We start from the raw sequence: 25,955 nt of genomic DNA, 5'->3' as shown, positions 1-25,955 counted from the left end.
TTCTTTTATTTCAGGGGGCAAAGGTAAGCCAGAAACGTCGTAATTTCCAAGGGTTTGTAGAATTTCATTTTCTGAATACTCATGCCATTTTCGCCCGGGGATGCCTTTTTTCGGCGAACCATTGCTTAACTTTATCCATCACCACCGAATAGAAGTCTGCTTCAAATAACCGGGCATCAATTCGCGCCTGTCGCAGGAAAAAAAGACCAATAATGAGAAGGATTACGTCGGCCGCCCACACTCCTACCGCTACACTTACGGTATTCTGTTTGGCCAGTTTTTCACCCTGCATGGTTATGACATAATAAACGATAAAGAAAAAGATAGACACTAAAAAGGGTACACCCAAGCCACCTTTTTTTATGATCGCTCCCAGTGGCGCTCCAATGAGGAACATGGCAATGCAAGCAAAAGAATTTGCCAGAATTTTATGCCACTGGATTTCAAAGATGGCAAGCTCTTTTTGGAAATTATCGATCGAAAGATTTGCATTCATTATCTGGCTTTTGATCTGGCGAACAGAGTTTGCAGCGCCCTGCACCATATCAAGCGAAACTCCTGAGCGTAAAATGCTATCGGCTTTTGCTTTTGCTTTGACGCGGTTAATTGAATCGGCAGACTGCTTGTCGCGAATTGTGCTGGTGTATTTTTGAAGAATTTTTGGCGTTTGCTGTTTGCTGCTTGCCTTGGGTCGAGCGACGTTTGTTTTCGGTTTGAACTTTTCATTGAGCCTCGCCGTGATCGAATCACGTTCCGGGTTCGTCGAGGAACTTCTCACTTTTACTGTATCATTCTTAATTCTGTCAAGGTAGGGGACCCTGGCAAGTGAATCCCGCTTTACCTTTTGGCGATAGACTTCCGGGGGCATGATGATGGAGTCCCCCTTATTATAATACGCGAAATAAGTCGGCTTGTACAGGTAATGGTTTACTTTTTGGTTCAGCACCTGCGCTTCAACTGAGTCTATATCACTATCGAGTTCGGTCAAATTTCGCATAATCCTGTTACCCTGAAACCACTTTTTATCAGTAGTCTGCAGCTGAAAAGACGACAAGTCAAATACAATCTGCATCTTCGAAAATCTCGTCTTAGACAAGGATTCTCCATTAGACTTTTTTCCACCCAGGTCTTTTGCTTCACCAGCCCCCTCCCGATAATCGTATCCACTGAAAAGTTCGAACTTTAAGTACCGCTCATTGAGAATGGTGTACATTCTCCCGGAATCGGCGACGATAACATTTTTATTCCCATCATTTTCGCGGTGGTCATAAACAATGACGCCCTTTAATGCGGCTTCGTCATCGGTAAATTTTCGATCAACTTTGATACTGATGTCATCGATGCCATTGTAAAACGAACCCTCGCGTAAATCAAGTGCTGGTTTTTTTTGCTTGATATCATATAACAGGCTGTACGCTTCCAGAGCAGCTTTAGGAACCAGGTTATTGTTGGCGTAAAATGCAATACCCGTTAAAAGTATGACAAAGAAAAATATAGGTCTGAGTGTTCTAACGAGTGAGATACCCGCGCTTTTAATCGCAGTCAGTTCAAAATGTTCACCAAGGTTTCCGAAAGCAATGAGTGACGACAACAATACCGCTAACGGCATGGCCGTTGGAACGGTGAAAATGGCGAAGTAGAAAAATAATTCTCCCAGCACCAATGTATCAAGGCCCTTGCCAATAATATCGTCAAAATACTTCAGCATGTTTATATTCAACAATATAAACACCACGACCAGGAAGGTGATTAAGAAAGGACCGATGAATGCGTCGAGAACAAGTTTGTCGATTTTCTTCATGCTCGGATTATTGTCGTATTGACGGGCGAAGTGTTGAAGTTCGTCTTAAAGTGTTTAAATATTAAGCTACGCGAAAAATATGTTCTCGCTTTCAGCTCAAAGCTCGTAACTTATTGTCAAAAATAAAGCCAATAGGTGAAAGAAATACGGGCAAGCGATCAGCCACCGACGATTTTACGGAGTTGTTCTATCAGACTATCCCATAGCGAATGAAGTTCGCGCTGGTCATCGAAGTCAGAATAATCAAAAATCTTTAAATAAGTAGATTGGGTTAGCTCATTGGTGTCTAAGCGCAATTCAAAATAAGATGGGTCTTGTTCGTCTTCTTTATTTTCTGGCACGAACTCAAATCTTGCGAAATGGTTGGTACGGAAGGCCGCGAGTTTTGCCCGGTGTTCTTCATTATCCCAAAAAAAAGTGAATGATTTATCACTATTATTTATCGTAACATCGTCGGCAAACCATTCGGAGAGTCCACTGGCTGTCTGGATGTAAGGGTACAACATCTTAATAGATGCATGAAACTCATAATCCGCAGTAAACAATTTCTTTTTCGATGTACTCACAGTTGCCATATCCTCGCTTGATGGGTATAAGATAGATTATTTTATTAAAAGCTGCAAGCTTCCTGCCCATGCCTTATGCCGTTACGAATGTTTATAATTTTACAGGGTCCCCCTCCTATTAGCGTTCCGCCGGCCATTCAAATATTATTTGTTAAATGACCCCGAACAATTAAATTGAAAAACCATCACGTTAAACTGTGAAAACAAAACCCAATTATAACCATGATTAACAGGAGAAAATTTCTTCAACAAACAGCCGCCGGTGTTGCCGGGTTAACGGTTAGCCAGTATGCGTTTTCAAACATTCATGTTCCTCAGAAAAAAGAAAAACTCGGTGTCGCGCTGGTAGGACTTGGATATTATAGCACTGATCTGCTCGCCCCTGCTTTACAATTGACGCAAAAGTGTTCGCTGGCGGGAATTGTTACTGGTACTCCTGCAAAGGCTGAAAAATGGAAGCAACAACATAATATTCCTGATAAAAATATTTACAACTATCAGAACTTCGATTCGATTGCCAATAATCCTGATATCGATGTGATCTACATTGTGTTGCCGCCCTCCATGCATGCGGAGTATAGTATCCGCGCCGCGAAAGCGGGAAAGCATGTGTGGTGCGAGAAGCCTATGGCTATGACTGAAGCAGAGTGCAAAAGTATGATCGATGCTGCCAAGAAAAATAAAGTAACGCTGGCGATCGGGTATCGTCTGCACCATGAGCCAAATACGCAACGCATCATACAGATTCGGAAAGACCTCGTTTATGGAAAGGTATTGAGCACAAGCGCTGCTGCAGGATATCGTGACAATCGAACAGATCATTGGAAGCAAAAGAAGAGTTTAGGTGGTGGCGCCATGTATGATATGGGTGTGTACTCATTGAATGCCGCGCGTTATGCGACGGGGTTAGAGCCTATTGCCGTTTCTGCAAAAGGTTCTACAACACGGCCTGAAATATATAAGGAAGTAGAAGAGACCATGAACTTCGACCTTGAATTTCCGGGAGGTGTTACGGCTAAATGTGAAACCACTTTCGGCCGCGGCGTCAACACACTCGAAACCAAATTCGCTAACGGTTGGTATAAGCTCGAACCATTTCAACAATATAGCGGTCAGCGTGGGATTACCAGCGACGGCAAAGTACTTGACGCCGTCATTCCCAATCAACAGGCTAAGCAAATGGACGACGATGCAACTTCGATTCTCAATGGAACACCGCTCCTTGTCCCGGGAGAAGAAGGTATGAAAGATATTAAAGTAGTCGAAGCCATTTATAAATCAGCAGCATCACAAGGTGCACGTGTGAAAGTTTAAGCAGCATCAACGTGCCATAATTGTTAATGTTACAATATGAATGTTTCGCAAATCCATAGTACTGTTCCGGTAATTAGCACCGATGATATCGAAAAATCACTTGCCTATTATCAACATGTACTTGGGTTTGCGTTTGACTTTCAATATGGTGATCCGCCTGTATATGCGGGCGTACATTCGGGAAATGCGGAAATATATTTTACGCATAGCCCAGCGTTAGTAAAATTTCTTAGGGATCAGTCGTTTCATCCGGACATCTTTATTTGGATAAATGATGCAGACTACCTTTTTAAGTTACACGTGCAAAATGGTGCGGAAGTAATTGAACCCCTCTCCAATCGTCCTTGGGGCGCACGGCAATATGTGGTTAGGGATATCAATGGATACCATTTGAAGTTTGCCCAACCCATTTAAAAATTAATCACTTGACGCGGCTATCGTCTTGCAAATGCTATCGGCGGATTTTAATGAGGTGCGTCACGCGACGAGTTTCAACGATTAAAGAGACTTTCCCTTTTTCAACTCCATGCTTGTTATTCGTTGAACATCTTTATCCGTCAACGGTTTAACAAGAAAGTCAAGCACATTTTTATTGGCATAGGATCTTTCTTTATCACGCTCATCTATAGATGAGGAGAGAATACAAATTTTGATTCGTTCCTTTAAATCAAATCTCAGATTGTCGAACATTTCCAAAAACTCCCATCCACTCATGATGGGCATGTTAATATCCAACAACAACAGGCCTGTCGTATCAGGAAGATTTGCAAAATCTGTCTGAATATAATTCAGTGCGACTTCCGGATTTACAAAAGCTTTCACATCCGATTGACCAAATGTCATTTCGATCGTCAACTTGCAGATCAAGTTATTCATCGGGTCGTCATCGATCAATATGAATTGAAAAGGAGGCTTCATTTATATAAATATAAATAAATTCCTTTCCACAAAACATTTGGGTCGATGTAAAAGTGTAGCGGAACCTCTGTTTCTTAATAAAACTTTTTATGACACAGAAGTCGCTCCTGCCCATTTTAGAACCCCAAGGCAATTATCAACATCTGCGTTAAGCGTGTAAAAACTGCAGACTGCTGCAAAAGGGTCAGGTGATTATTGTAAGCCCAAAGTAGTAACAACGCTTTTTGGGCTACTCTTCGCATTTTTTTCATCATGCTGTAAATGAATCGACAATCATAAAGGGTACTTTACAGTCGACGGCCGCAAAGGAAGCCCCGTTCGGCCCACTATCTGTAAAAGCCCAACTCCATATCCATACAAGGTACGTGTCGCCACCTTTCATCTTAAAATGACTCTGACCCATTGAAGTATTTTGAAAATATAAGTCATCATTGCCTCCGCTAATCTCAAGAGAGGAAGGTTGACGCGATTGGCTCCACAATATTTCATGATCATCTTTTACCAACGTACCTCGTGATGCGTTGTATATGGAAATTCCCAGCCCACCACGCGACGCTGCATAACCACCCCCTTCACCCACAAAGTTGGACCACGCATAGGATACAGGTCCATGCGTACTAAAACTCGCTGAGACATCTTCCTGTGGTGACAGAAAAACTCCCACGCCTGAGGCGCCATACCCATTGCCATGGGGGAAAGCCTTGAACGATCCCGAAGCCTTATTGGCACTTGAAAACGAGACAAAGCTATTGGTCCAATCGTTATCATAAGGAGGAATAATGATTTCCAAACCTGGCTCTATTGAAAATAAAAGTTTATTGCGACGATGACTTCCGGATTTCAACTCAGCCATGTGTGAAAATTTCTGAAGATGAAAACTTTTTAGTTGTTCAAAAGCCCGATTCGTTTCTGGCTCTTTTTTGAAATTCAGAACACCATTTTGTATAACTGGCTTTGACAATTTGAAATCTTCGTACTCGTACTCCAAGAAAGAAATCATCTTTTGCTCCATGAATGCCGTTGCGGCGTTCATGGCTTGCGCTTCGGGTAAATCACCTCTAACCTTCACGTCGATCTGAGCATCTATCGTGATAATGTCTTCTTTTAGTGGACTAACACCATCGAGGAGGTTTGATTCGTTTTTCCACTGTCCAAATGCGATTGTTTCCATAGCCTTCAATTTATTCCTCCCTTTATGTAAACAATTGAAATAGTAACCCACAGTTGCGTCACTTTTTGCAGGGAGTGTGTCTTAGGATGAAGAATTTCTTAGAAGTTGTGCCGAAAGACGGGATGGAAACTTTAAACTTTGGTTTAATCATTTACGCGTTGGGTATTTGTCCGCTGCGCTTACAACATTCAAAACGTACTGGTGAATTACAAGCAACACAAGAGATTATCCGTTAAACGTAACTGTAAAGATGGTATGGCTGCCTAGTTTTGACTCAAGCGAAATTGTTCCACCCAACTTTTCTACCGTTTCCTTAACAATGTAAAGGCCGAGCCCGGAACCCGTTGATTGTAATGTGGCCCGGTAGAACATATCGAATACTTTTAGCTGATTTTCGGGGGAGATACCTATGCCGTTGTCTTTGATTTGGATCTTATCGGTGTCATTCGTTTTTTCGTATGCAATTTCCACGAAGGAGTTTTCCGCCTTTCCGTTTTTATACTTCAGTGCATTCGAGATCAAATTACTCAAGATAATTTTCAACCGTAGATAGTCGGACGTTACATAGTCGTTGGGTTGATACTTTTTAATGATCTTTACCTTATCGGCGTGGAAAGGATATTTTAGCTCGTCCAGCACTTCTTCTACCATTTCATCAAAGATTATCTCTTGTTTGATTATGGCGTGCCCCACGTTTCGTGAAAACTGCGTTAAGCTGTTGATTACACCCTCCAGTTTGAGTACACTTTTTTGCATGTGCTCCAGATGATAGGTAAGCTCCTCATTTTTATTTTCCAACCGGGTCAGTTGAATAAGCCCTAAAATAGATTTTAGTGGAGCACTCAAATCATGGGATGCACTATAAACGAATCGATCTAGCTCCTGATTCGCTTTTAGCAACTTTACTGTACGCTCGTGAACCCTTTCGTCAAGCTGATTATTAATTGTTAACAATTCCTCATGTGCCGCCTTAAGTTCATTGTTAATGGATTCAACCTTTTGCTTTTGATCAACCAAATCTTCCAGCGTAGAAGTTAACTCCTCATTGGTCGTGGCAATTTCATCTTGTTTTTCCTGAAGTTCTTTGATCAGTCCGCGAAGTTGAGATGTTCGTTCACTCACCCGGGCTTCCAGTTCAACATTTTTTTTCCTCAACTGATGTACGCGGGCTTGTATGACAAAGACGACTGAAAAAATAAATGAGCCAACCAAAAGAACTCTGAACCACCAGGTCTTCCAGAACGGAGGGGTTATGGTAATCTTGAGAATTTTTCCATCTTCTGGCCATGAGCCGTCATTGCTGGAGGCTTTTACATGAAAAAAATATTCACCTGGATCAAGATTGGTATAGGTGGCAGTGTATTGTTTGTCGACAAAGTTCCAATTATTTTCAAGCCCTTCCAGTTTGTATGCATATTGCATTTTATCCAGCGTCATGTAATTCAGTGCAACAAATTCCAAGGTGAATACAGAATAGTCATACGGAAGTGTAATCTCAGATAACTGCATAATATGTTTTGGAAGAACGGAATTTTCGTCTCCAATCTCCACTGGTCTATTAAAGACACGAAGTCCCGTTATAAATACCGGTGGTATAATATTGTTGTTACGGATGCTATCAGGAACGAATGCATTGAATCCCTGAGTTCCGCCAAATAGCAAAGCGCCGTGCCGGGTCTTGTAGGCGCCATAGCGTGAAAATTCACCACTTTGCAAACCATCACGTTTGTCGTAGTTAACAAATGTTTCCGCTTCGGGATTGAACTTCGAAATTCCCTTTGTTGTGCCGATCCAAAGAAATCCTTTATTGTCTTCAATAATTGATTTGATCTGGTCAGTAGGCAGACCGTGTTGTACGCTGTATGTCTGAAATGTGTTTTTTGATTTTAAATATTTGCTGAGACCAGACGACGTTGCAATCCAAATATTCTTTTTGCTGTCTTCAAAAATATCGTTTATCAGTTTCGATTGCAGACCGAGAGTGTCATGTGTATTTAACGCGAAACGCTGAAAAATACCTCGTTCGATGTCGCCAGCTTTCATCAGATTCACACCGCTATCCTGGGTGCCGATCCAAATATTTCCTTCGCTATCTTCAATGATTACCGGAACAATGTTACTGCTGATACTACTGGGATTCGACGGTTCGTTGAGGTAAGTCCTTGTTGTATTTGTTGCCAAATTAAACACGGTGATACCTCCGCCATACGTGGATGCCCAAATGTTTCCATGCGAATCTTTAACCAGGTTAAAAATATTTCTCAGGTTCAGATTGTCGGGTTGGATTCGACGAAAGCTTTTGGTATTAACGTCCATAATATTAATGCCGCCTTGCCAGGTACCAACCCACAATTCATCATTTACTTCACAAATCGAAAGAACGGCATTAGATTGAATGCTCTTAGGATTGGAAGGATCGTATTGGTAAACTTCAAATCTGCTGTGAATAGGATCAAAGAAGTTTAAGCCTCCCCCATCGGTAGCAATCCACCAATTGTCATTTCGGTCCTCATAAAATCCCCTGACAATATCATTGCTGATGCTTGCACCCGAAACGGATGATTTATAGTAGTGAGTGAATCGGGAAAGATTTTTGTCAACTACATCAATGCCATTCAGGGAGCTTCCAAGCCATAGTCTCCCTTGTTTGTCTTCATAGATGCTCCAGTAAGAATTGCTGAAAATACTATACGGGTCTAACGGATTGGGTAGATAACAAAAGAAAACGTCGTGTTTCCGGCTGTATAAATTGAGCCCGCCATTTTCATTACACGACCATACATTGTTTTGACTATCTACAAAAAGCATCCGCACATCGTTATTTCCCAGGCTAAAAGATTCTTTAGGATCGTGCCTGTAATGTTCGAATCTCGGCTGCGGTCCGTCGTCTACTAATCGATCGACTCCCCAAAAATTTGTGCCCACCCATACCTGTTGGTTTTTATCAATAACAATAGAGGCAATGAAATTCGCAGCAATGCTATTCGTGTTTTTAGGATCGTGTTGATAGTGGGTTACTTCATTAGTTTTAGTATTTAATTTTTTTACCCCGTCATCCAGCGTTCCGATCCACAGAATTCCATCTTTCGCGGGGCAAATGGCTGTTAGATGCGTCGTTCCTAACGGATTGCCTATTGCTTTTGAAAAGAAAGGAACAATCGTATTTTTTTTCTCGTCATAAAAAGAAAGTCCCGTCCGTTGGCTTGCTATCCAAAGTATACCTTGGTCGTCTTCGACAATTTCTTTTATTCTATTGGTGTTAGGATCAAGGGCATCGACGAATTCATTTTCAGTTTCAAAACGGATAAAATTATTTCTGTCTGCATCGTAGCGGCTTAACCCATCGTGGGTTCCCACCCAAAGATTTCCATGTTTATCTTGAAATAGTTTTTCAACCCTGCTGTCGTGAATACTCGTGGAATCTTTTGATGTAACAAAAAGATCGTAATCATTGCCTTTGAAACGGTGCAGACCGCCTAATGTACCAATCCAAAAAAAACCGGAACGGTCCTGCAAAATAGTAAAGACCTGGTTGTTGCTTAATTCACGATCGATGTGTTGAAATTTAAACGCAGGTTTCTGAATCTTTTTCTCCTGTGCAATAAGCAATTCACTGTTAAAGACAAGTACTGCGAGAAGTAGGATTTGGTAAACGGCGGATGTTTTAATTCGAATGATGTTCAGTGCACGAAAGGCATCTACACAGGCAGATGTTTTGAACTGACAAGGGACTTTCATTTGAATAACATGTATTTTTAACGGATAGTAACCTGCTGTTTAACGGCGAAAAATGGCGTTTCAAGAAATACCATAACTGTATGATAAACAAGCTGAGGTTTAACCTTCTTGCATGATAAGGAAAAACCAGGATTTGTGAACTTGCATGTTAGAAAATTGGCAAAGTCGTCAAAACACATCCCGGGGTTTTTGATTTATTACAGCAAATGACTCACTATGAAGGTTTTAATAACAGGAGCAAATGGTTTGTTGGGTGCTAATCTTATACGAAAGCTCATTAAAGCCAATATGGAAGTGAAGGCATTCGTACGGCCTTCCGCTGATCTAAGGTCATTAAAGGATGTGCCTTGCCAGCTTTTCCGGGGTGATATACAGGTATACGAAGATCTTTATCAGGCCCTATCTGATTGCGATGCAGTTGTTCACGCCGCATCAACGACGAGTGTACTACCGAGGGATTTTGCATACTATAAAAACATCAATTTCAATTCCACCAAAAATATTGTGCAAGCCGTATTGCGTCAAAATAACAAGCGGCTCGTTCATGTGAGCACAGCAAATGTGTTTGGTCCCGGAAGCAAGGAGAATCCGGGATCTGAATCGTCACCTTTCACACTGGGACATTATAAGTCCGGATACATCAATAGCAAGTATATAGCCCAAGAATATGTGCTGAAAAAGGTAAATGAATATAATCTGAACGCTGTGGTGGTGAATCCGACATTTATTATTGGCGCTTATGATAGTAAACCAAGTTCGGGGAAGATGATTTTGCATGGACTAAAACATGGTATGCAGTGGTACCCGTCGGGCGGAAAAAATTTTGTGCACGTACGTGATGTTGCGCAAGGAATCATACGTGCTTTGGAAATTGGCCGGAATGGGCAGTGTTATTTATTGGCCGGTGAAAATCTAACCTATCGCGAATTCTTCTCTCAGTTGAATCAGGTTTCAGGCAGAAAGCCAATTCAAATAAGGATACCAAAAGGCCTTATTCGTTTCTCCGCAAAAATTGCTGATGCGTGGAGTAGCTTGATAAAACAACCCCTTGCTTTTAATAAAAGCAATGCGCAGCTCCTTTGTCTGGATAATTACTATACAGGCAAAAAAGCGGCGCAAGAATTCGGTCTTCAAACGACCCCTGTCAAGAGCGGCATTGAAGAAGCGTTAAGTTGGTTTAGGAAGGAGAACTATATTTCCGAGGACAACTATTCAACCCACGGAACAAGTTTTGATTTATAGAAATTTATTTCTTTCGCAGTGAGTCGAGGACCATGCTTTCCCAAGCGAACTTTATATTCATCCCAGTTTCTTGCTGCCGCCGGTGACCAACCAATTTCGGCGTGACCGAGTAGGCGTGGAAAAACCATGAACTCGATATCTTCCATAGTCACGAGGGTTTCCGTCCAAAGCGGTGACTCTACTCCCAATATGTTGTCTTGCGTTATTCCTTTAGCGATCGTCGCGGGATCCCACATGTATGCGCTATCCACTTCAATGTAGGCAGCCCAATGCAATCCGAGTTTGGTTGTAGAATCATAACTCATGTCGAGGTAAGTTCTTTTCGCCGGAGACATTATCATTTTTGCACCTTGTTGAACAGCAACTTTTGCATGCTCGGCATTTGACCAATATTGAACGATTGTTCCCGGTTGTAATGTGCCTTGCGAAATTTCCTCCCACCCGATTGGCTTTTTTCCATGGGCCACGACGATCTCCTGAGACTTGTTAACAAACTTTATGAAATCTTCTTTTTTTGTCGCATGGCTTTCATCACCGCCGATATGAATATAAGGGCCAGGTGTAATTGCCGCCAATTCACGGATAACGTCATCTACAAATTTATAGGTAATCTCTTTATCCACACAGAGGGTGCTAAAGCCTACTTCTGTTCCGGAATATAAATCAGGAGCCTTACCGTTGCAATTCAATTCGGGATAAGACGCCAGTGCTGCATTGGTGTGACCAGGATAATCAATTTCTGGAATAATTGTGATGTAACGTTCCGCTGCGTATTTCACGATGTCTTTAAATTGTTCCTGCGTATAATAACCACCTTTACCCCCGCCTACCTGAGTACTACCTCCGTGCGTTGCCAAGTTTGGCCAGGACTTGATTTCAATTCTCCAACCTTGATCGTCTGACAAGTGTAGATGCAATGCATTTAATTTATAACCGGCAATGAGATCAATATAACGTTTAACATCGTCAACGCTAAAGAAGTGACGTGCCACATCGAGCATGCTGCTTCGAAGAGCATATTGTGGATAATCGCGTATTGTGCCGGTAGAAATTTCCCACGGTCCTTTTTGCACGCTTGTCAATTCTATACTGTCCGGTAAAAGTTGTCGGACAGTTTGGATGCCTCTGAATGCACCTGCGGGTTTTGCTGCCGCTATTGTGAGCAGATCATCTGTGATGGTTAATTCATACCCCTCCTCTCCCAACGTCGCATCAGTACCTGTTGTGGTGAGGTAAATATTGCCTGATTTGGGTGAGCCTGTGGTTGAAGAAACTTTAAGATCAAACCCGGTAGCAGGTCTAAGTTTCCCAGCGAGGTATTCTCCGATTTTCAATAACTCTGCGGATTCACCTTCAACATATATGGAAGTTTCTTTTGAGAGCTCAAATACCTTTGCCGTAGCTTGTATTGAAACAGGAATAGGTATAAGATCCTCTTTCGCCAGGTCTGTTGGAGCGTGTGATTTTTTACATGCACCAAATACGACTGTTGTACACAATAAAAAAAGTAAATGTTTAAGGTTCATATAGGCATTTTATAGGAGCCCGAATGTATGCAAATTAGGAGCACCGTGATATAAAAAATGTGCAAGTTTTTTTAAAGGGGAAGTGTGTGCGTGTTTATAAGTCACCCAACAGTAGATTGCAACAGAGGTGAAGTGTAAAAAGAAGTACTACGAAATGATTCGGCTAAAAAGGGCTTCACTATTTTCAACATGTGGTATTATAATACCGAACGTAGTTTCTAAGACATGTCGGAGATCGGCAACATTATTAAAGCGTTTTCGCTCATGTGTTCCATCCAAATAATGCGTAACAAAATCATTGTTACGAAGCGCATGACGACCTTTATCAAATGGCAATGCCGCAATGAGACCAGTTACGAAGTGCGAGGTTGGATGATTAGACAAATACCAACTGGCGACTTCATAATCCGGTAAAAAATTTTCTTGCAGGCTAAAAGAATAAATGCGTTTCCAAATACCTTGCACTTTGGCTTCAAGCAAGGTTTCATTGCCCGTTTGCGTAAATTTAAAACGTTCATGAGGTGTTTGCTGCTCGATATCAAATTTATGCCACAGCGGTGCCGTTAATGTAAGCCCACCAAATCCCACGTCGGCTATAAAGTGCTGACCATTTATATCGACGAAAAGTAACATGTGTCCGCGGGCCGTTATAGTTCCCTCCGGCTGATTCCAAAGCACCCGTGCGGCCAAACCTTTAATACTAAATCCTAACGATTTTAATACATGCATTAAAAGCAAATTATGTTCAAAACAATAACCGCCCCTACGATTTAGAATAAGTTTTTGATAAAGTGAATCTATGTCCAGCACAACAGGAATGCGCAGGAAAGGATTTAGATTTTCAAACGGGATGGTTTGAGCATGGTGTAAGTGGATAGCGCGAAGCGTTTCTATCGTCGCCTCACGGGTTCCAGTATATTTAATACGATCAAAATATTTTTGAATATCAAATTTTTCTTTACTATCCGACAAATTTTCTCTTGCCGGAACACTTACCGTTTGGGACATCTTAATTCAATTTTTTTCTTAACACCGTTCGTTATTAACACGTTCCGATTTTCAAAATATAACTTGTTTGCAGGTAAACGCAAAAAGACGTTTTGAGTTTTCATCAAATGTCTTCTCAGGTACCACGGTAAAATGGATACTTATGGAAAAGGTAGTATTGACTCAAACACTGCACCGGCAATTTTCGTGTACCGGACTACCCAAAAATGTAGTAACATCGTCACACTCCCCGCCGTGCAACCAATTGGTAGAAGACGTCTGTATTTTCTTTATGCGGATTAGCAACACCAATGCACAATACAAGGCGGCTACCAAGTTTGGTGGAAATCCGGCACGAATTTTTGACCTACTTCAGCATTAAACATAAACCAAAATAACATGTCGAACGTCAAGCTTGCAATAATCTACTACAGCTCTACTGGTACAAATTATCAATTGGCCAAGTGGGCATCTGAAAGTGCGACAGAAGAGGGAGCAGATGTGAAAATTTTAAGAGTCCAGGAACTTGCTCCGCCATCGGCGATTGAAACCAATCCCCTTTGGAAAAAACACATTGAAACTACTAAGCAAGTTCCAATTGCAACTTTAGATGACCTCGAATGGGCTCACGCCATTATATTTAGTACGCCAACACGTTATGGGAATGTTGCGGCCCAAATGAAGCAATTTATGGATTCAACGGGGCCGCTATGGTCGGAGGGCAAACTTACAAACAAAGTTGTAAGTGCGATGTCTAGTGCAATTAACCCCCACGGTGGACAAGAAGCGACAATCCTTGCTTTATATACAACCATGTACCATTGGGGAGCAATTGTTGTCGCACCGGGCTATACCAATCCTGTTTTATATGCAGCAGGAGGAAATCCATACGGTACTAGCGTATCAGTTGATCCAAAAACGGGCAAAATGAATGAAGATGTAAAGGCTGCTGTTTTTCATCAGACTAAGCGCACGATTGAAATCGCTTCCTGGGTCAGACAGGGCAGCGTACAATTGGTAGAGGGAGCAATTAAGTAGTGTTTGAGTGTTTAGGTGTTTAAGTGTTTAGGTGTGCGTCTTGTAACCAGAAGTTATTTAGACGGCCTTTGGATAGATTGTTCCGCTTTTTTATTGAGAAATTTAGCGTAGTGATTTGCTACGGACGATATTTTTTTTGCAACCGCCGGGCTGGGTGTGCGAAAATAGTTTAAGTCTACAATCACTTTGTCTCCCTTAACTGTTCGTTTCCAGGCGCCAATTATTTGTCCTTTCCACAGAATGTTAAAATTGAAAATTCCGTTGCCGACCTTGTCCGAAAATTCCGGGTCAATGACCAAGCTTCGATCTTTGTATGCTACCGTGTATTCATCCCACGCAGGCAGCAAATGCGCTCCGGAAACATTGGCAGGCTTTATTGCTGAAGACGCGTACAAATACAACTGTCCGCCTACTGTTTCCTGGTCAAACTGCGATTTTACCGATTCAACTGCAGCGCGCGCGTCTACAGCGCTTAAACCTGACCACCATGTAAAGTCTTTCAGTGTAGCGGGCCCACGGCTCAAGAAATAACGTTGCGCGAGCGCCGTCAAAGCTTCATCCTTTTTCAATTGCACCGCCTTCGGCGCACGCGTCTCCAGTAATGCATACGTAAATTGTTTACCCCGTCGTGCACCATTGCATACGAGCTGATCCAGTTCCGCCCGAATGATGATAAACGTAAGCCGAAGATCGTTGGTAGGGATTTTATTTTTCTCCAACAACGCGCCAATCTCCTTCTTTGTGAGATGATCACCACCCTCTAATGCTTTGGTAATAATTCTATTACTACGGTTCAATAATTTTTTATCCAATTCAAGATCACGAAAATATTTTGCGCCAAAAGCCGTTATCCGCGGTTCCGTTAGGGTAATCATCCAGCGAATGTCTTCAGGCAATACAAAATGCCAGGTAGGACGTAACACATGTGTTCGAAGTATGTCGCCGTTATCAATCATTTCATCTAAGGCAATATCCGATACACCCTTCAATCTGCAACCCAACGCCCACTTTGCGCCCGCATAATCTTGCGCCTGAACGGCACCCATCCATCGAACAAGTGCGACAGCATCATCTTGGGTAGGTGCTGTTAATCGTTGATTGCTTAAGCGCAAGCGCAGGATGTCTTGACTCTTCATGAGTTAAGTGTTCATTAAGTGTGAGGCTTCCACATTTTGGTGGACGTGCATCAAAGCTAATATGATCAAACGTAATCTCTTCAGATTATTAAAAAAATACAAGTATCAAAGAATTACGTCATCCAACAATGCTTTGTAACTCTTTTTAACTTACTCACTTCTCAAGGAGTTGACAGGGTTAGAACGGGCAGCCTTAATTGATTGATACCCCATGGTGAGCCAGGCAATCAGAAAAGCAAATCCTCCTGCCATCATGTACATACCGATTCCAATTTCAACTTTATACGTGTAATTTTTAAGCCACCAGTCCACGGCAAGCCATGCCATCGGCACAGCCAACACAAATGCTATGAGAATCAGCTTGCCAAATTCTTTCGACAATAAAATTACAATGCTTGTTACTGATGCACCTAATACCTTGCGGATGCCAATTTCTTTCGTGCGCTGTTCAGCAGTAAAAGCGGTTAAACCAAATAATCCAAGACATGCAATAAATATAGCCAGGCCTGCGAAGGTACCGAACGTTCTGCCCAGGCGTTGTTCTGAAGCATACATCTTTCCGAAATCTTCATCCAGAAAAGAAAATTGAAATGGTTGTCCCGGGGCAAGTGCCTTCCAGCTTTTTTCTGCCGCGAGAATAACATCCTGCGCATTTTTCGCCTGAAAACTAAAAATTACATTGCCGGGACTAGAATCCAAAAACAATCCTAGCGCTCTGATATCTTGTCGCATAGATTCGAAATGAAAATCCTCCACGACACCGATGATTCTCCATGAGCGGGTTTGAGTAGGGTCAGGTGTGCCGCCACCAGACAAATTCGTGAAGGTTGTGATTTCCATGCCAATAGGATCCGGCTCAAGGTTAAATCGTTTAACGGCCGCCTGGTTAATAATAACCGCCGACGAATCGGATGGTATGTCTTTTGAAAAATTACGACCTTGTACGATCTTCATTCCTAACGTTTCAATATAATCATGGTCAACATCCCAGTTTTGCAAGCTCACCATATTGTCCTGTGTGGGCTCCCCCCCTTTTTTCCAAAATGAGTTGTCATTCCGCCAGGTACCTTCTACCGGAAGAAAACCTGTGATCGACCCATTCGTTATGAAACTGTTTTTCAATACTTCTTCTTTGAAAGATTGCAGTTTATCCCCAAGGGCATAGGCGTCATTTACCACCAGAATCTGATCCTTTTTAAATCCTATTTTTTTGTTTTGGATGTAATTTAACTGACGGTTAACGGTAAGGGTACCAACAACCAGAAAAATGGAAATAACAAACTGAAATACTACCAATGCACTGCGGATAAAACCACTTTTCATACCTAAAGAAAGTTGCCCCTTCAATACATTAATTGGTTTGAAAGCCGAAAGAAAAAACGAAGGATATAATCCGGCAATCATGCCAATTATTAAGGCAAAGATTAACAAGAGCACATAAAAGAATGGATTGTTGAACGGCAGAGCGAGTTGTTTTAATGAAAGATCATTAAATACTGGAATAAACAGGTAAGCCAATCCCACGGCCAGGATGAATGCCACCATACTCAGCATGATGGATTCCAATAAAAACTGACGTATCAAGTGCAGTCTCAGGGAGCCTAAAACTTTTCTTACGCCTACCTCCTTTGCACGATTCGCTGAGCGCGCGGTTGATAAGTTCATGAAATTAATACAAGCAATGCCGAGTATAAAGAGTGCGATGGCGGCAAACAAGTATACATAAGTGATATCTCCGTTGGCCCGCATTTCACCGCTCCACGCACCATGAAGATGGATGTCCAGCAATGGCATCAGCGTAAATTCAATTTTATTTCCGCTTTGAATAAATTTTTCCATTGTAAAATCTCCGCCCAACGCTGCTGCTGCTTGAGGTCCAATGTATTTGTATACAAAATCAGGGAACTTGGATTCCAATACTTTCGGGTCCGCGCCTTCCTTGAGCAACAGGTAGGTATTGAAATTATTGCTCAAAAAGGTTGTAGACTTTGCTTCCTCTAGTGTACTTAACGAGATCAGAACGTCATAGCGAAAGTGACTGTTATCTGGCATGTCGCTGAATACCGCCGTCACCGTGCAATTAAGATCATTATCTAGGATGAGACTTTGCCCTAATGCGTTACCACCCGGAAAATATTTATTGGCCAATGAGTTACTGATCGCAATCGTATTTGGTTCTTTCAACGCACTGCCTGGGTCACCTGCAACTACTGGAACAGTGAAGATCTTAAAGAAAGTACTGTCAACCCAAACGCAATTTTCTTCTTTAAAACTTTCTGCAGCACCATTTACCTTTAACAAATGTGATCCGCGCTGACGAAAACGTACCGCTGATTCTATCTCAGGATAGTCTTGCAAGAATGTTCCCGCCAGTGGCGCCGGGGCAACGGCTAACTTCCAATGATTCCCGTTGAGTTTAATTTCACTGTTTACTCTGTAAATCCGGTTAGCTTGAACATGGTGCTTATCGTAGCTGATCTCATTGATCACGAACAATACAATGACCAGGCACGACGCAACACTAATGGCCAACCCAGCGATGTTAATAAAGGAATAAAACCGATGCTTGTTTAGCGATCGAAATGCAATCGTAAAATAATTTCTGATCATGAGTTTGGCAGTTTGATTTTTTAATTTAAGAATTTGAGTTTGCGTGTGGCGCAACCCGTTGTTATGCCCGAAGGATCGCAGTATCTTATGATAGGCATCAATAAAACGACCTCCTTTTTGAAGTTCGGTTTCCACGCCATCGCAAATATGATCTGTTAACTCTTCGTCAATACCTTCGACTACAATGCCGCGATAGGCCAGGTCTTTTTTAATGTAGTCAATATGATCGCTGGTAAGGTGCGCCATGTTTAACCCATTTGCAATTGCAGTACATTCGACATCGTTTTAATAAAATCAACGAATTCGTTTACGCGTTCTTTAGCCAGACTGCGCCCCTCCGGCGTCAATGAATAGTATTTCCTCACCCGTTTTCCCATCATCACTGTCTCTGTTTTTAATATCCCCTCGCTTTCCAGTTTATGAAGTGACGGATATAACGCACCCTCCGTGAGCAAAATTCTGTCTTCAGACAATTCCTTGACACGTTGCGTAATTTCATATCCATACATTTTTCCATGGTCTTTCAAAACCTTCAGGAGAATGGTCTGAAGCGTACCTTTTAACAATTCAGATGAATGCATAATTGATTAATACATAAGATAATTATGTATTAGACGCCGGATAAAAATAAAGGTTACATCCGAGGGGAAAAAATTAAAAACCTTAACTTGAAACCTCGTGATTTATGATGTCTTTGCTTATCGCTAACGTTTTTGATGTTGAAACTTAAAATATCCATGCACACGGTTTACTATTTCTATCTGGTCATCATCGTTTTCCTGCTTGTTCAATGTTCAGAAAAGGCCGAAGTCCATATTAGCTATCCCAAAGAGCAACCGGATTCTATTGCCTTATTTTTTTTGCCGAACATCGTAAGTCGCCCTGATTCGTTAGATTTTAACTCAGCCTTTTCCAATGATGGAAAACTGTTTTATTTTGCTCGATCGCAGGGTGGAAAATACGATATTTATCAGACGGCATTCGAGGGAAACACCTGGCAGACCCCTGTTCTTGCACCGTTTTCGACCACTGAATATTCAGAAGCGGATCCTTTTATCGTACCAGATGGATCTATTTATTTTATATCCGACAAACCCAAGGACGCTTTGGATACCATTGGTGATTTTGATATCTGGGTAATACATCCGGAAAAAAATGGAACATGGTCTACACCGCAAAATATTCAGGAAGTGAATTCAGACAGCACTGAATACTATGTATCTCTTTCTTCTAATGGCAATTTATATTTTGCCTCGAACCGACCCGGTGGTTATGGGTCTCACGACATCTATGTAAGTCGATTTGTAAACGATAAATACTCAACTCCAGTAAATCTGGGGCCAGCGGTTAACACAACAGAAATGGAACATGATCCTTTCATTTCAAGAGATGAGCGATTTATTATCTTCACTTCTGTAAATCGCCCCGATGGTTTTGGGCAAGGTGACTTATATTATGCAACCCGAAAGGCAGTCGATGCACCCTGGAGTTCGTCAACAAACTTAGGTGAAAGATTTAATACACCCACATATGAGTACTGTTCATACCTGACACCAGACAATGAATTTTTTTTCTATAGTTCCGACTATGACGTGAAGTGGATTTCTGCTGAAAAACTTCCAATTAAAAATTAAATAGCGAGGTCTTTTTCGGAACGTTTTCAATTGTCAAACCTGAAATTGCAACTTAAATATTTAGCGCTAGTTGATCAGTTATTTCAATGTTTGTATTGCGTTAAGACTATCAAGCGAGATCACTTTTCCATCAGAGGGATTAACACACGGCAAGTTAGTCAGCGCCTTTCCCTCAAGGATGAAGGAATTTACATCCGCTGCTACGGCTTTATGAGCTGCCCAATGCATATTGTGCCCCAGGTCATTGTATGGAGGTTCGGTTCCCGCGAAAATTGATTTTCCATAGACTTTGTAAATGACATTCGGTGCCTGCAATTTGGCTGCAGCTTGAAATGCAGATTTTACTTGTTCCTGATCTTTTGCCGTTGTCACCTCGTCGTGCGTTGCCCATAAAATTAAGGTTGGAATTTTAAGCTTTTGCAATGCGGCACGGTAATCAATTTCTCCTAACGCTCGCATAGCACCTATCCAGGTTCCCAATGGTACGGCAATAGTTTCATTAAATACGTCATTTAAAAACTCTTTGGTGGCTGCGGTTTCAACAACCCAATTCTCTTTTAAAAAAGTCGTTATCTTATCACCCACTTCCATTGGCAAAATAGAATAGGCATTGTCTGGCCAGAGAAAGTTACGCTTCGTTTCAAGCGTACATCGCCAATCCTGTTCAAGCATATCGTGCAACAGAAATTCCTGTATAGCAACGCATTCTTTTCCATTTACAAACGCTCCAATTAAAACGATACTGGAAATTCGATCAGGATGGGTTAGTGCCAGGTTTTGAGCGACAATACTTCCCATGGAATGTCCAACAACATGTGCTTTCTGAATTTTCAGTTTGTCCAATAGGTCAATGATATCTTTAGCAAAGTCATCGGGCGTAAAACATTTTTCCGGGGCTGCTTTACAACGATCTTCATCAGGCATGGAAGAATTACCATGGCCTCGTAAGTCGGGGGCTATAACGCGAACATCTTTATTGATTTGAGTAAGGTCTTCCATTACGGACTTAAAAGATCTGCTGGTATCGCTGTAGCCGTGCAGAAAAATCAAAGGCGTACCATCCGGATTTCCAGCCTCGACATAACTCAGGCAGATACCCGTTTTCAGATCTAATGATTTTTTTTCTGATATGAAGGCGTCCGTGTTGTTTTGTGCGAAGCCAGACTCGGACGTAAACAGAATAATTAGTAATGGGATTACAGTTTTCATATTGTTATTATTTATAACGAGAATCAGATCGGGGTGCAGTCGTCGTGTCAGCAAAGTAACCTGACGACTACCCTATCAATCCGAGCTCCAAAAGATTTACTTTATTTTCGGCGTAGAAATATCCCTGGCCCGCAGCATCTCGATCATGCGTTCAGATGCACCGTTGTAAAAGCCTGTCTCGTGTTCGAAATCTTTTGGATTTCGAAAGGTTCCAAAGATGATATCAAACAACGGAAGATCAGAATAATTGAATTTATGAATGCCCCGGGCGTGGTGTAACGTATGGCTTTCCGGACGCTGCACAATATACCCCAGCCATTGTGGCGTTTTTATATTGGCATGTTGAAAGATGCTGAAGAAATTTGTAACCAACAGCATGATTGTAATGGCTTGTGGACTGAGTCCAGCGATAAGACTAAAACAAACGCTGCTCAAAACAGTCCATCCAATCATGTCCAGGGGACTGAAAAAGAATGCGCCGTAAGTATCCAATCGTTCAGCGCTATGATGCATCTGATGAAAAGTTTTCCAAAGAAATTCGCTCCGATGCATGCCTAAGTGCCAGACGAACACCCCGAATTCATACAAGAGTACAGCAACGATGCCGCCCCATAAAGTACCCAGTCCTGTAAGATCAAACAGCCTGTATGGCTCCAGATATGGATTGATGAACATCGGCAGATACGAAGAGACATAAAAGAAAATCGCAAACGCAAGCAGCCCTTTCAGCTTCCAATATTTAATTTCCGGTAATTGTCTCCCTGGGAAAAGAGCTTCCCAAAGCATTAAAATTCCATACATGGAAATGATGATGATAGAAATCGGGTCCAATAAAATGTCTAATGGTGTTGGCATATTTGTTTATGTTATGCCCCATTAGGCGTAAGTTTTAGACTTACGTTGTGAGTGAAGTAAACTTACGAAGGTAAATTATCGCTGGTAAGCCATCTTATTGGTTTTTCAGGAACGTAACTGCAAAGAATTCCTGTTTTGACAGAGGCATTCAAATGCTTCGACAGCATGGGATGAACTTTCTCTATCTTTTGAATCGCATTGCGAATCCTCCAGGTCACGGCCGACCGCGTTTTATCAAGCGTGTCGTTTGATTTTCTGATTTTGCCCTTGAGGCCTAATGATGACGTGAGATGATCGACAATGTCGTCGTACTCCTTGTGCAAGTTTGCCGTTCGTTGAAGATCATTATTATTCTCCGACCATTGGATTTCTTCTTTTAATTCAAGGATTTTCTTTTGGTACGATCGTTTGGCTTTTTCATCGAATACCAGTTCTGCTTTCGTTTCGAGCCCACCGCCCATGAGTTCGGTACAATGAAACTGTTGCTCGGGATGTGCTAATAACTTCGCCAGATCGAAAAAGCCTTTTATCTCTGTCATCAAAACAACTTTTCCATCGTAAGAAATTTGCCAGATTTCGTCTTCTTTAAAAAAGAAATTATTTTCCGGAGGCGTTGTCTTCAAAAATTTACGCTCCGGAGCTATAATTTTCTTTCCGGCGATAAACTCCCAGAAGGGTAACAAGCGTGTTTTATTTTTAAATGGACTTACATTGATGATCCACTGTAATCCTTTTGCCGAATCTGCATTCCCTTCTTTCAAAATTTTCCTTTGAAATTCCTGAAGAAACTTTTGCCACCACCCGTGCATATTATCAAAATCCTGAAGCTCATAATAAGCGGCGGCCATCATTGCCGTAAAATCAACCCAGGTAACGTTGGCCACCAATCCTAGCGCAATTGATTTTTCGAACTCGCCTTTTTCAAAAGCAATCAAAGCGCCAACTTGGTTATAACAATGTGAATTTGTTGGGTTCAATTCCAATACTCTCCGGTAAAGTTCTTCGGCTTCCTTTAAATTGCCCAGGAATACGAAACAAGATGCTATCTGAATTAAATTTTCGGTATCATTTGGATTGAGTCGAAGCGCCAGCCTCAAAAAGTGCTCCGCGATCTCGTACTCGGCTTCATACAAGTAAATCCTCCCCAACACCAATGCTGCCACATTATCCTGATCGTTCAACTCGATAGCCTTTTTTGCCCATTCGAATGCTCCTTGCTGGCAGACGTCCCATCGTTCCCATAACTGACAACTCCACTCATTGAAGTAAGTGAGCGACATACCCGAATAAGCCAATGAATATGAAGGGTCAATTTCAATAGCTTGTTGAAAATGAGCGCGTGCTTTTTCGTCTGCTTCTAAAGTTCCTTTTTTTAACTCCTCCATTCCATACAGCCAATGTTCATAAGCCGTGAGGTTAACGGGTGATTTTTTTCGAAGCCGGACAAGCAGATCACGATTAAGCTGTAATTGCAATGTTGAAACAATCTGTTTCAACATATCTTCCTGAATAGAAAAAATCGCTTCTTTATTGCCTTCAAATCGTTCTGCCCAGGCTATATGATTATTTTGATTGCAAGTAAGTTGGGCGTTGATCTTGAGAATATCATTTTGATAACGAAAAGATCCTTTGATACTATAGTCTGTATCCTGGTTTCGAATAGCCTCATTCGCAATGATTCTGAATTGCTGAAAGCGTGATAACTCAGTCACCAGGTCGATGTAAAACGATTTACAAAAAACCTCCATCCCATTGTGGTCGGTCAGGTTCTCAAAGGGGAAAATCGCAAGACTTATTTCACTCCGCCGGGTATCTTCCACAACTCAACGTTTCTACAAAGGTGCTAAAAAACTGATATACGTTTCATCATACCAGGAAGTTATGCCTAATGTGGAACCAGTTAGGTTACGCGGGCGGAGGTACTTTTGCTGCCAGCGATTTTTTTTGAGTGAGTAATCCTGACCAGTTCAAACAACGCGGAGTGGCCCAGAAATTCATCAGATATATTTTGGGCCGTGTCGTTTTGCCCTGGGAACGTGTACAGTTGCGTTTATCACACCTTTTTGATGTGACCGGCAATGGCGAAGAAAACAGTCGTTAACGCTTACTGTATCATTTCGAAGGTGTCGAATTTTTGTTGATCATCAACCGGAGCCCCGAGTGTATCGCCAAAGGTCATTAAATGCAGCGGTAGCCAGACGATGAACTTTGCGTAATTGCCCACCTCCGATTCGACTTCTATCTTTCCGTTCAATGCTTGCACAGACTTCTGAACGATGTAAAGACCAAGCCCGTTGCCTTTGGAATTTACATGCCCTTTAAAGAACATATCAAAAAGCCTGCTGTTAATCGTTTCTTCCACCCCAATACCATTGTCATAAACACTGATCTCCACTCCATTATCTTTTATGGAAGCAGATAGCGCCACCGTGGCATTCTTAGGATCTTTCATTACTGCATAAAACAAAGCATTCTCCACAAGATTGGCCAAAATCGTCTCCACTAAATTTGGATAGGAAAACATCACTAAATCAGCCGGACAATTTACAGTGAACGTTACTTTATGTTCATCGATGACCTTACCAAAATTTGCCCGGACGTTCTCCAGTAAATCCAATAGGGTGATGGAAGAAAAATTGGTAGGTTGATTGATTTCACTGATAATACTAAGTTTTTTGAGGAGCTTGTCCATAGAAGAGGTAGTGAGCACAACCCTTTCAACCAACTCCTTGGATTCGCCATTCGATAAATGCAAAGCAATGTTACAAAGGCCAATGATGGAACAAACAGGCGAACGCAAATCGTGTGAAGCTCTGTACAAGAATGTGTCGAGCTCTTTATTTGCTTCCTCAAGCAAACGTGTCCGCTCAGCTACCAGGCTTTCCAGGTTTTCGTTGATCCTGTTGATCTCACCATTCACGCGGACCAGTTCTTTCTTCTGTTTCCTAAGTTTATCACTAAAGTATACCAACATCAAACTAAGTATGGTGAAAAAGAACAATACCCCAAGGGTGATGAATAATTTCTGTCTAAACGCCTTTTGCTCTTCCAGGCGTTGCGCTTCACTGACGAAGAGTTTATTTTCCAAGTCTGTAACATCAAAATACTTTTCCTTTAATGAATTGATGAGACTTTTATAGTCATTCTGATTTTTGTAAAATTTCCCTTCATTTTGTATCAGCAGACTTTCTAGTCTGGTTAAGTCTGATAAAACATTCATGCGCGTTGTTTCATCAAGATTTGAAATACCCGAAGCAAGTTTTTCCTGAATGATCTGGATCTTTTGATCAAACTCAGATCTTTGTAATTCCAGCGTCTGGTTTTCTTCCTCCGCGCGCGATAATAGATTTTTAATATCATCACTTACATAAGAGGAGTCGGATATTTTTCCCATGAACTTAAGGTCACTGGGTTTTCCGGAGTTCTGCAACTGCGCCACCAATTGATTGAACTTTGCGTCGATTTTTTGCCTGGCCTCTTCGCTCATATCTTTGATCTGATAGTTTTTGAAGATGGCATAGAAGACGGTAAGCGATTGAATTGAGTCAAGCTTTGACAGATCAAAGTCATTAAAATAAGATACCTTTTTCTGTTGTTTCGCTTCTTCGTTTGCATTCTTTGCATTTGCTACCTGGAGGGTCAAGATATGTTTACCGTCTACCATGTCTAGTTTCACAACTTTAAAATCCGGAACTGAAAATTGGTTCAACGAATTTATTTTTTCATCCAGTGCCAGTGGAATTTCAAGTGCACCTGAACTGTTGGTAGTAAGCGAAATGGTCTTCCGCCCCTGGTATGTCACGTTTACATTGGGCAGCGGTTTGTTTTTTTGATCCTGAACGATGACGGCGCTAAGGTGATAACTTTTATTCCGGATAATTATTTCCAATATACCTTTGCTGTAATTCCATGAGGCGGCTTCCATTTTCTCGTCTTTTACTGTAATTGACTTGATTGGAAAGTCATCATCAAGCAGTTCAGCAAATGCCGATCCTTTATTCCCGATTGTGATGTATCCTTTGCCATTGATCGAGACATCAAGATTTTTAAAAGGTGCAAGACTTTGGTCAAATGTTTTAATTTGCACCATCTGCTTCTTCTGCGCGTGCGAAGGCATTGCGACGACAAAAGAAATAATTCCGATCACAAACAACGTCGCTCTCAACGGGTTTACGTTCTTGCCTTCTTCTGATTTGCTCATCTTCATATC

At 41.7% G+C, this 25,955-nt stretch carries 20 protein-coding genes; 6 read left to right on the top strand and 14 right to left on the bottom strand.

Annotation, left to right across the window (positions count from 1 at the left end; translation table 11 throughout):
- Positions 1–79 precede the first annotated feature (79 nt).
- The gene (locus P2W71_RS27965; protein ID WP_276374860.1) at positions 80–1,801 is read right to left on the bottom strand and encodes an LptF/LptG family permease; all 1,722 of its coding nucleotides are present in this window, start codon (positions 1,799–1,801) and stop codon (positions 80–82) included.
- 158 nt (positions 1,802–1,959) lie between these two features.
- Positions 1,960–2,376 (bottom strand): START-like domain-containing protein, encoded by a 417-nt coding sequence (locus P2W71_RS27960; RefSeq protein WP_276374859.1) that lies wholly within the window; start codon positions 2,374–2,376, stop codon positions 1,960–1,962.
- A 213-nt stretch (positions 2,377–2,589) separates the two neighbouring features.
- Here P2W71_RS27960 and P2W71_RS27955 point away from each other — a divergent pair, with 213 nt between their 5' ends.
- Positions 2,590–3,681, top strand: coding sequence for a Gfo/Idh/MocA family oxidoreductase (locus P2W71_RS27955; protein ID WP_276374858.1), 1,092 nt, complete (start codon positions 2,590–2,592; stop codon positions 3,679–3,681).
- Positions 3,682–3,717: 36 nt separating this feature from the next.
- On the top strand, positions 3,718–4,095 hold the full coding sequence (locus tag P2W71_RS27950; RefSeq protein ID WP_276374857.1) for a VOC family protein: 378 nt from the start codon (positions 3,718–3,720) through the stop codon (positions 4,093–4,095).
- Between the two features lie 84 nt (positions 4,096–4,179).
- Here the strand turns inward: P2W71_RS27950 and P2W71_RS27945 are convergent, their stop codons facing one another.
- The 3 genes from P2W71_RS27945 to P2W71_RS27935 form a co-directional block, all read right to left on the bottom strand.
- On the bottom strand, positions 4,180–4,599 hold the full coding sequence (locus P2W71_RS27945) for a response regulator (protein ID WP_276374856.1): 420 nt from the start codon (positions 4,597–4,599) through the stop codon (positions 4,180–4,182).
- Positions 4,600–4,849: 250 nt separating this feature from the next.
- Positions 4,850–5,770, bottom strand: coding sequence for a hypothetical protein (locus tag P2W71_RS27940; protein ID WP_276374855.1), 921 nt, complete (start codon positions 5,768–5,770; stop codon positions 4,850–4,852).
- 225 nt (positions 5,771–5,995) lie between these two features.
- Positions 5,996–9,508 (bottom strand): two-component regulator propeller domain-containing protein, encoded by a 3,513-nt coding sequence (locus P2W71_RS27935; protein ID WP_276374854.1) that lies wholly within the window; start codon positions 9,506–9,508, stop codon positions 5,996–5,998.
- 216 nt (positions 9,509–9,724) lie between these two features.
- Here P2W71_RS27935 and P2W71_RS27930 point away from each other — a divergent pair, with 216 nt between their 5' ends.
- A complete protein-coding gene (locus P2W71_RS27930; RefSeq protein ID WP_276374853.1) occupies positions 9,725–10,750 on the top strand; it encodes an NAD-dependent epimerase/dehydratase family protein in 1,026 nt (341 codons plus the stop codon).
- On the opposite strand, the gene P2W71_RS27925 is transcribed toward P2W71_RS27930, so the two are convergent.
- Both P2W71_RS27925 and P2W71_RS27920 read right to left on the bottom strand, forming a co-directional pair.
- A complete protein-coding gene (locus P2W71_RS27925; RefSeq protein WP_276374852.1) occupies positions 10,717–12,276 on the bottom strand; it encodes a beta-N-acetylhexosaminidase in 1,560 nt (519 codons plus the stop codon). The genes P2W71_RS27930 and P2W71_RS27925 overlap by 34 nt on opposite strands.
- 147 nt (positions 12,277–12,423) lie before the next feature.
- Positions 12,424–13,284 (bottom strand): arylamine N-acetyltransferase, encoded by an 861-nt coding sequence (locus tag P2W71_RS27920; RefSeq protein WP_276374851.1) that lies wholly within the window; start codon positions 13,282–13,284, stop codon positions 12,424–12,426.
- Between the two features lie 142 nt (positions 13,285–13,426).
- Here P2W71_RS27920 and P2W71_RS27915 point away from each other — a divergent pair, with 142 nt between their 5' ends.
- Positions 13,427–13,645 (top strand): hypothetical protein, encoded by a 219-nt coding sequence (locus P2W71_RS27915; protein WP_276374850.1) that lies wholly within the window; start codon positions 13,427–13,429, stop codon positions 13,643–13,645.
- 17 nt (positions 13,646–13,662) lie between these two features.
- Positions 13,663–14,301, top strand: coding sequence for an NAD(P)H:quinone oxidoreductase (gene wrbA / locus P2W71_RS27910; RefSeq protein ID WP_276374849.1), 639 nt, complete (start codon positions 13,663–13,665; stop codon positions 14,299–14,301).
- Positions 14,302–14,354: 53 nt separating this feature from the next.
- Here wrbA and P2W71_RS27905 read toward each other — a convergent pair whose 3' ends face one another.
- From P2W71_RS27905 to P2W71_RS27895, 3 genes are all read right to left on the bottom strand, one after another.
- Positions 14,355–15,437, bottom strand: a complete 1,083-nt coding sequence (locus P2W71_RS27905; RefSeq protein WP_276374848.1) for a winged helix DNA-binding domain-containing protein — start codon at positions 15,435–15,437, stop codon at positions 14,355–14,357.
- Positions 15,438–15,587: 150 nt separating this feature from the next.
- Complete coding sequence (locus P2W71_RS27900) at positions 15,588–18,293, bottom strand: ABC transporter permease (protein WP_276374847.1); 2,706 nt, start codon at positions 18,291–18,293, stop codon at positions 15,588–15,590.
- 2 nt (positions 18,294–18,295) lie between these two features.
- The gene (locus tag P2W71_RS27895; protein ID WP_276374846.1) at positions 18,296–18,628 is read right to left on the bottom strand and encodes a PadR family transcriptional regulator; all 333 of its coding nucleotides are present in this window, start codon (positions 18,626–18,628) and stop codon (positions 18,296–18,298) included.
- Between the two features lie 156 nt (positions 18,629–18,784).
- On the opposite strand from P2W71_RS27895, the gene P2W71_RS27890 reads away from it, so the two are divergent.
- Positions 18,785–19,681 (top strand): hypothetical protein, encoded by an 897-nt coding sequence (locus P2W71_RS27890; protein WP_276374845.1) that lies wholly within the window; start codon positions 18,785–18,787, stop codon positions 19,679–19,681.
- Positions 19,682–19,759: 78 nt separating this feature from the next.
- Here the strand turns inward: P2W71_RS27890 and P2W71_RS27885 are convergent, their stop codons facing one another.
- The 4 genes from P2W71_RS27885 to P2W71_RS27870 form a co-directional block, all read right to left on the bottom strand.
- Positions 19,760–20,890, bottom strand: coding sequence for an alpha/beta hydrolase (locus tag P2W71_RS27885; protein ID WP_276374844.1), 1,131 nt, complete (start codon positions 20,888–20,890; stop codon positions 19,760–19,762).
- A 96-nt stretch (positions 20,891–20,986) separates the two neighbouring features.
- Positions 20,987–21,745 carry a sterol desaturase family protein gene (locus tag P2W71_RS27880; RefSeq protein WP_276374843.1) on the bottom strand — a complete coding sequence of 253 codons (759 nt, stop codon included), beginning with the start codon at positions 21,743–21,745 and terminating at the stop codon, positions 20,987–20,989.
- Positions 21,746–21,807: 62 nt separating this feature from the next.
- Complete coding sequence (locus tag P2W71_RS27875) at positions 21,808–23,565, bottom strand: hypothetical protein (protein ID WP_276374842.1); 1,758 nt, start codon at positions 23,563–23,565, stop codon at positions 21,808–21,810.
- Positions 23,566–23,849: 284 nt separating this feature from the next.
- Positions 23,850–25,952, bottom strand: a complete 2,103-nt coding sequence (locus tag P2W71_RS27870) for an ATP-binding protein (RefSeq protein ID WP_276374841.1) — start codon at positions 25,950–25,952, stop codon at positions 23,850–23,852.
- Between the last annotated feature and the right edge of the window lie 3 nt (positions 25,953–25,955).

The organism is Chryseolinea sp. H1M3-3 (assembly GCF_029360725.1).
In the GTDB taxonomy this organism is placed as follows: Bacteria; Bacteroidota; Bacteroidia; order Cytophagales; family Cyclobacteriaceae; genus Chryseolinea.
Note: the sequence above shows the minus strand (reverse complement) of the source record. Positions and strands in the feature narration are given on the sequence as shown.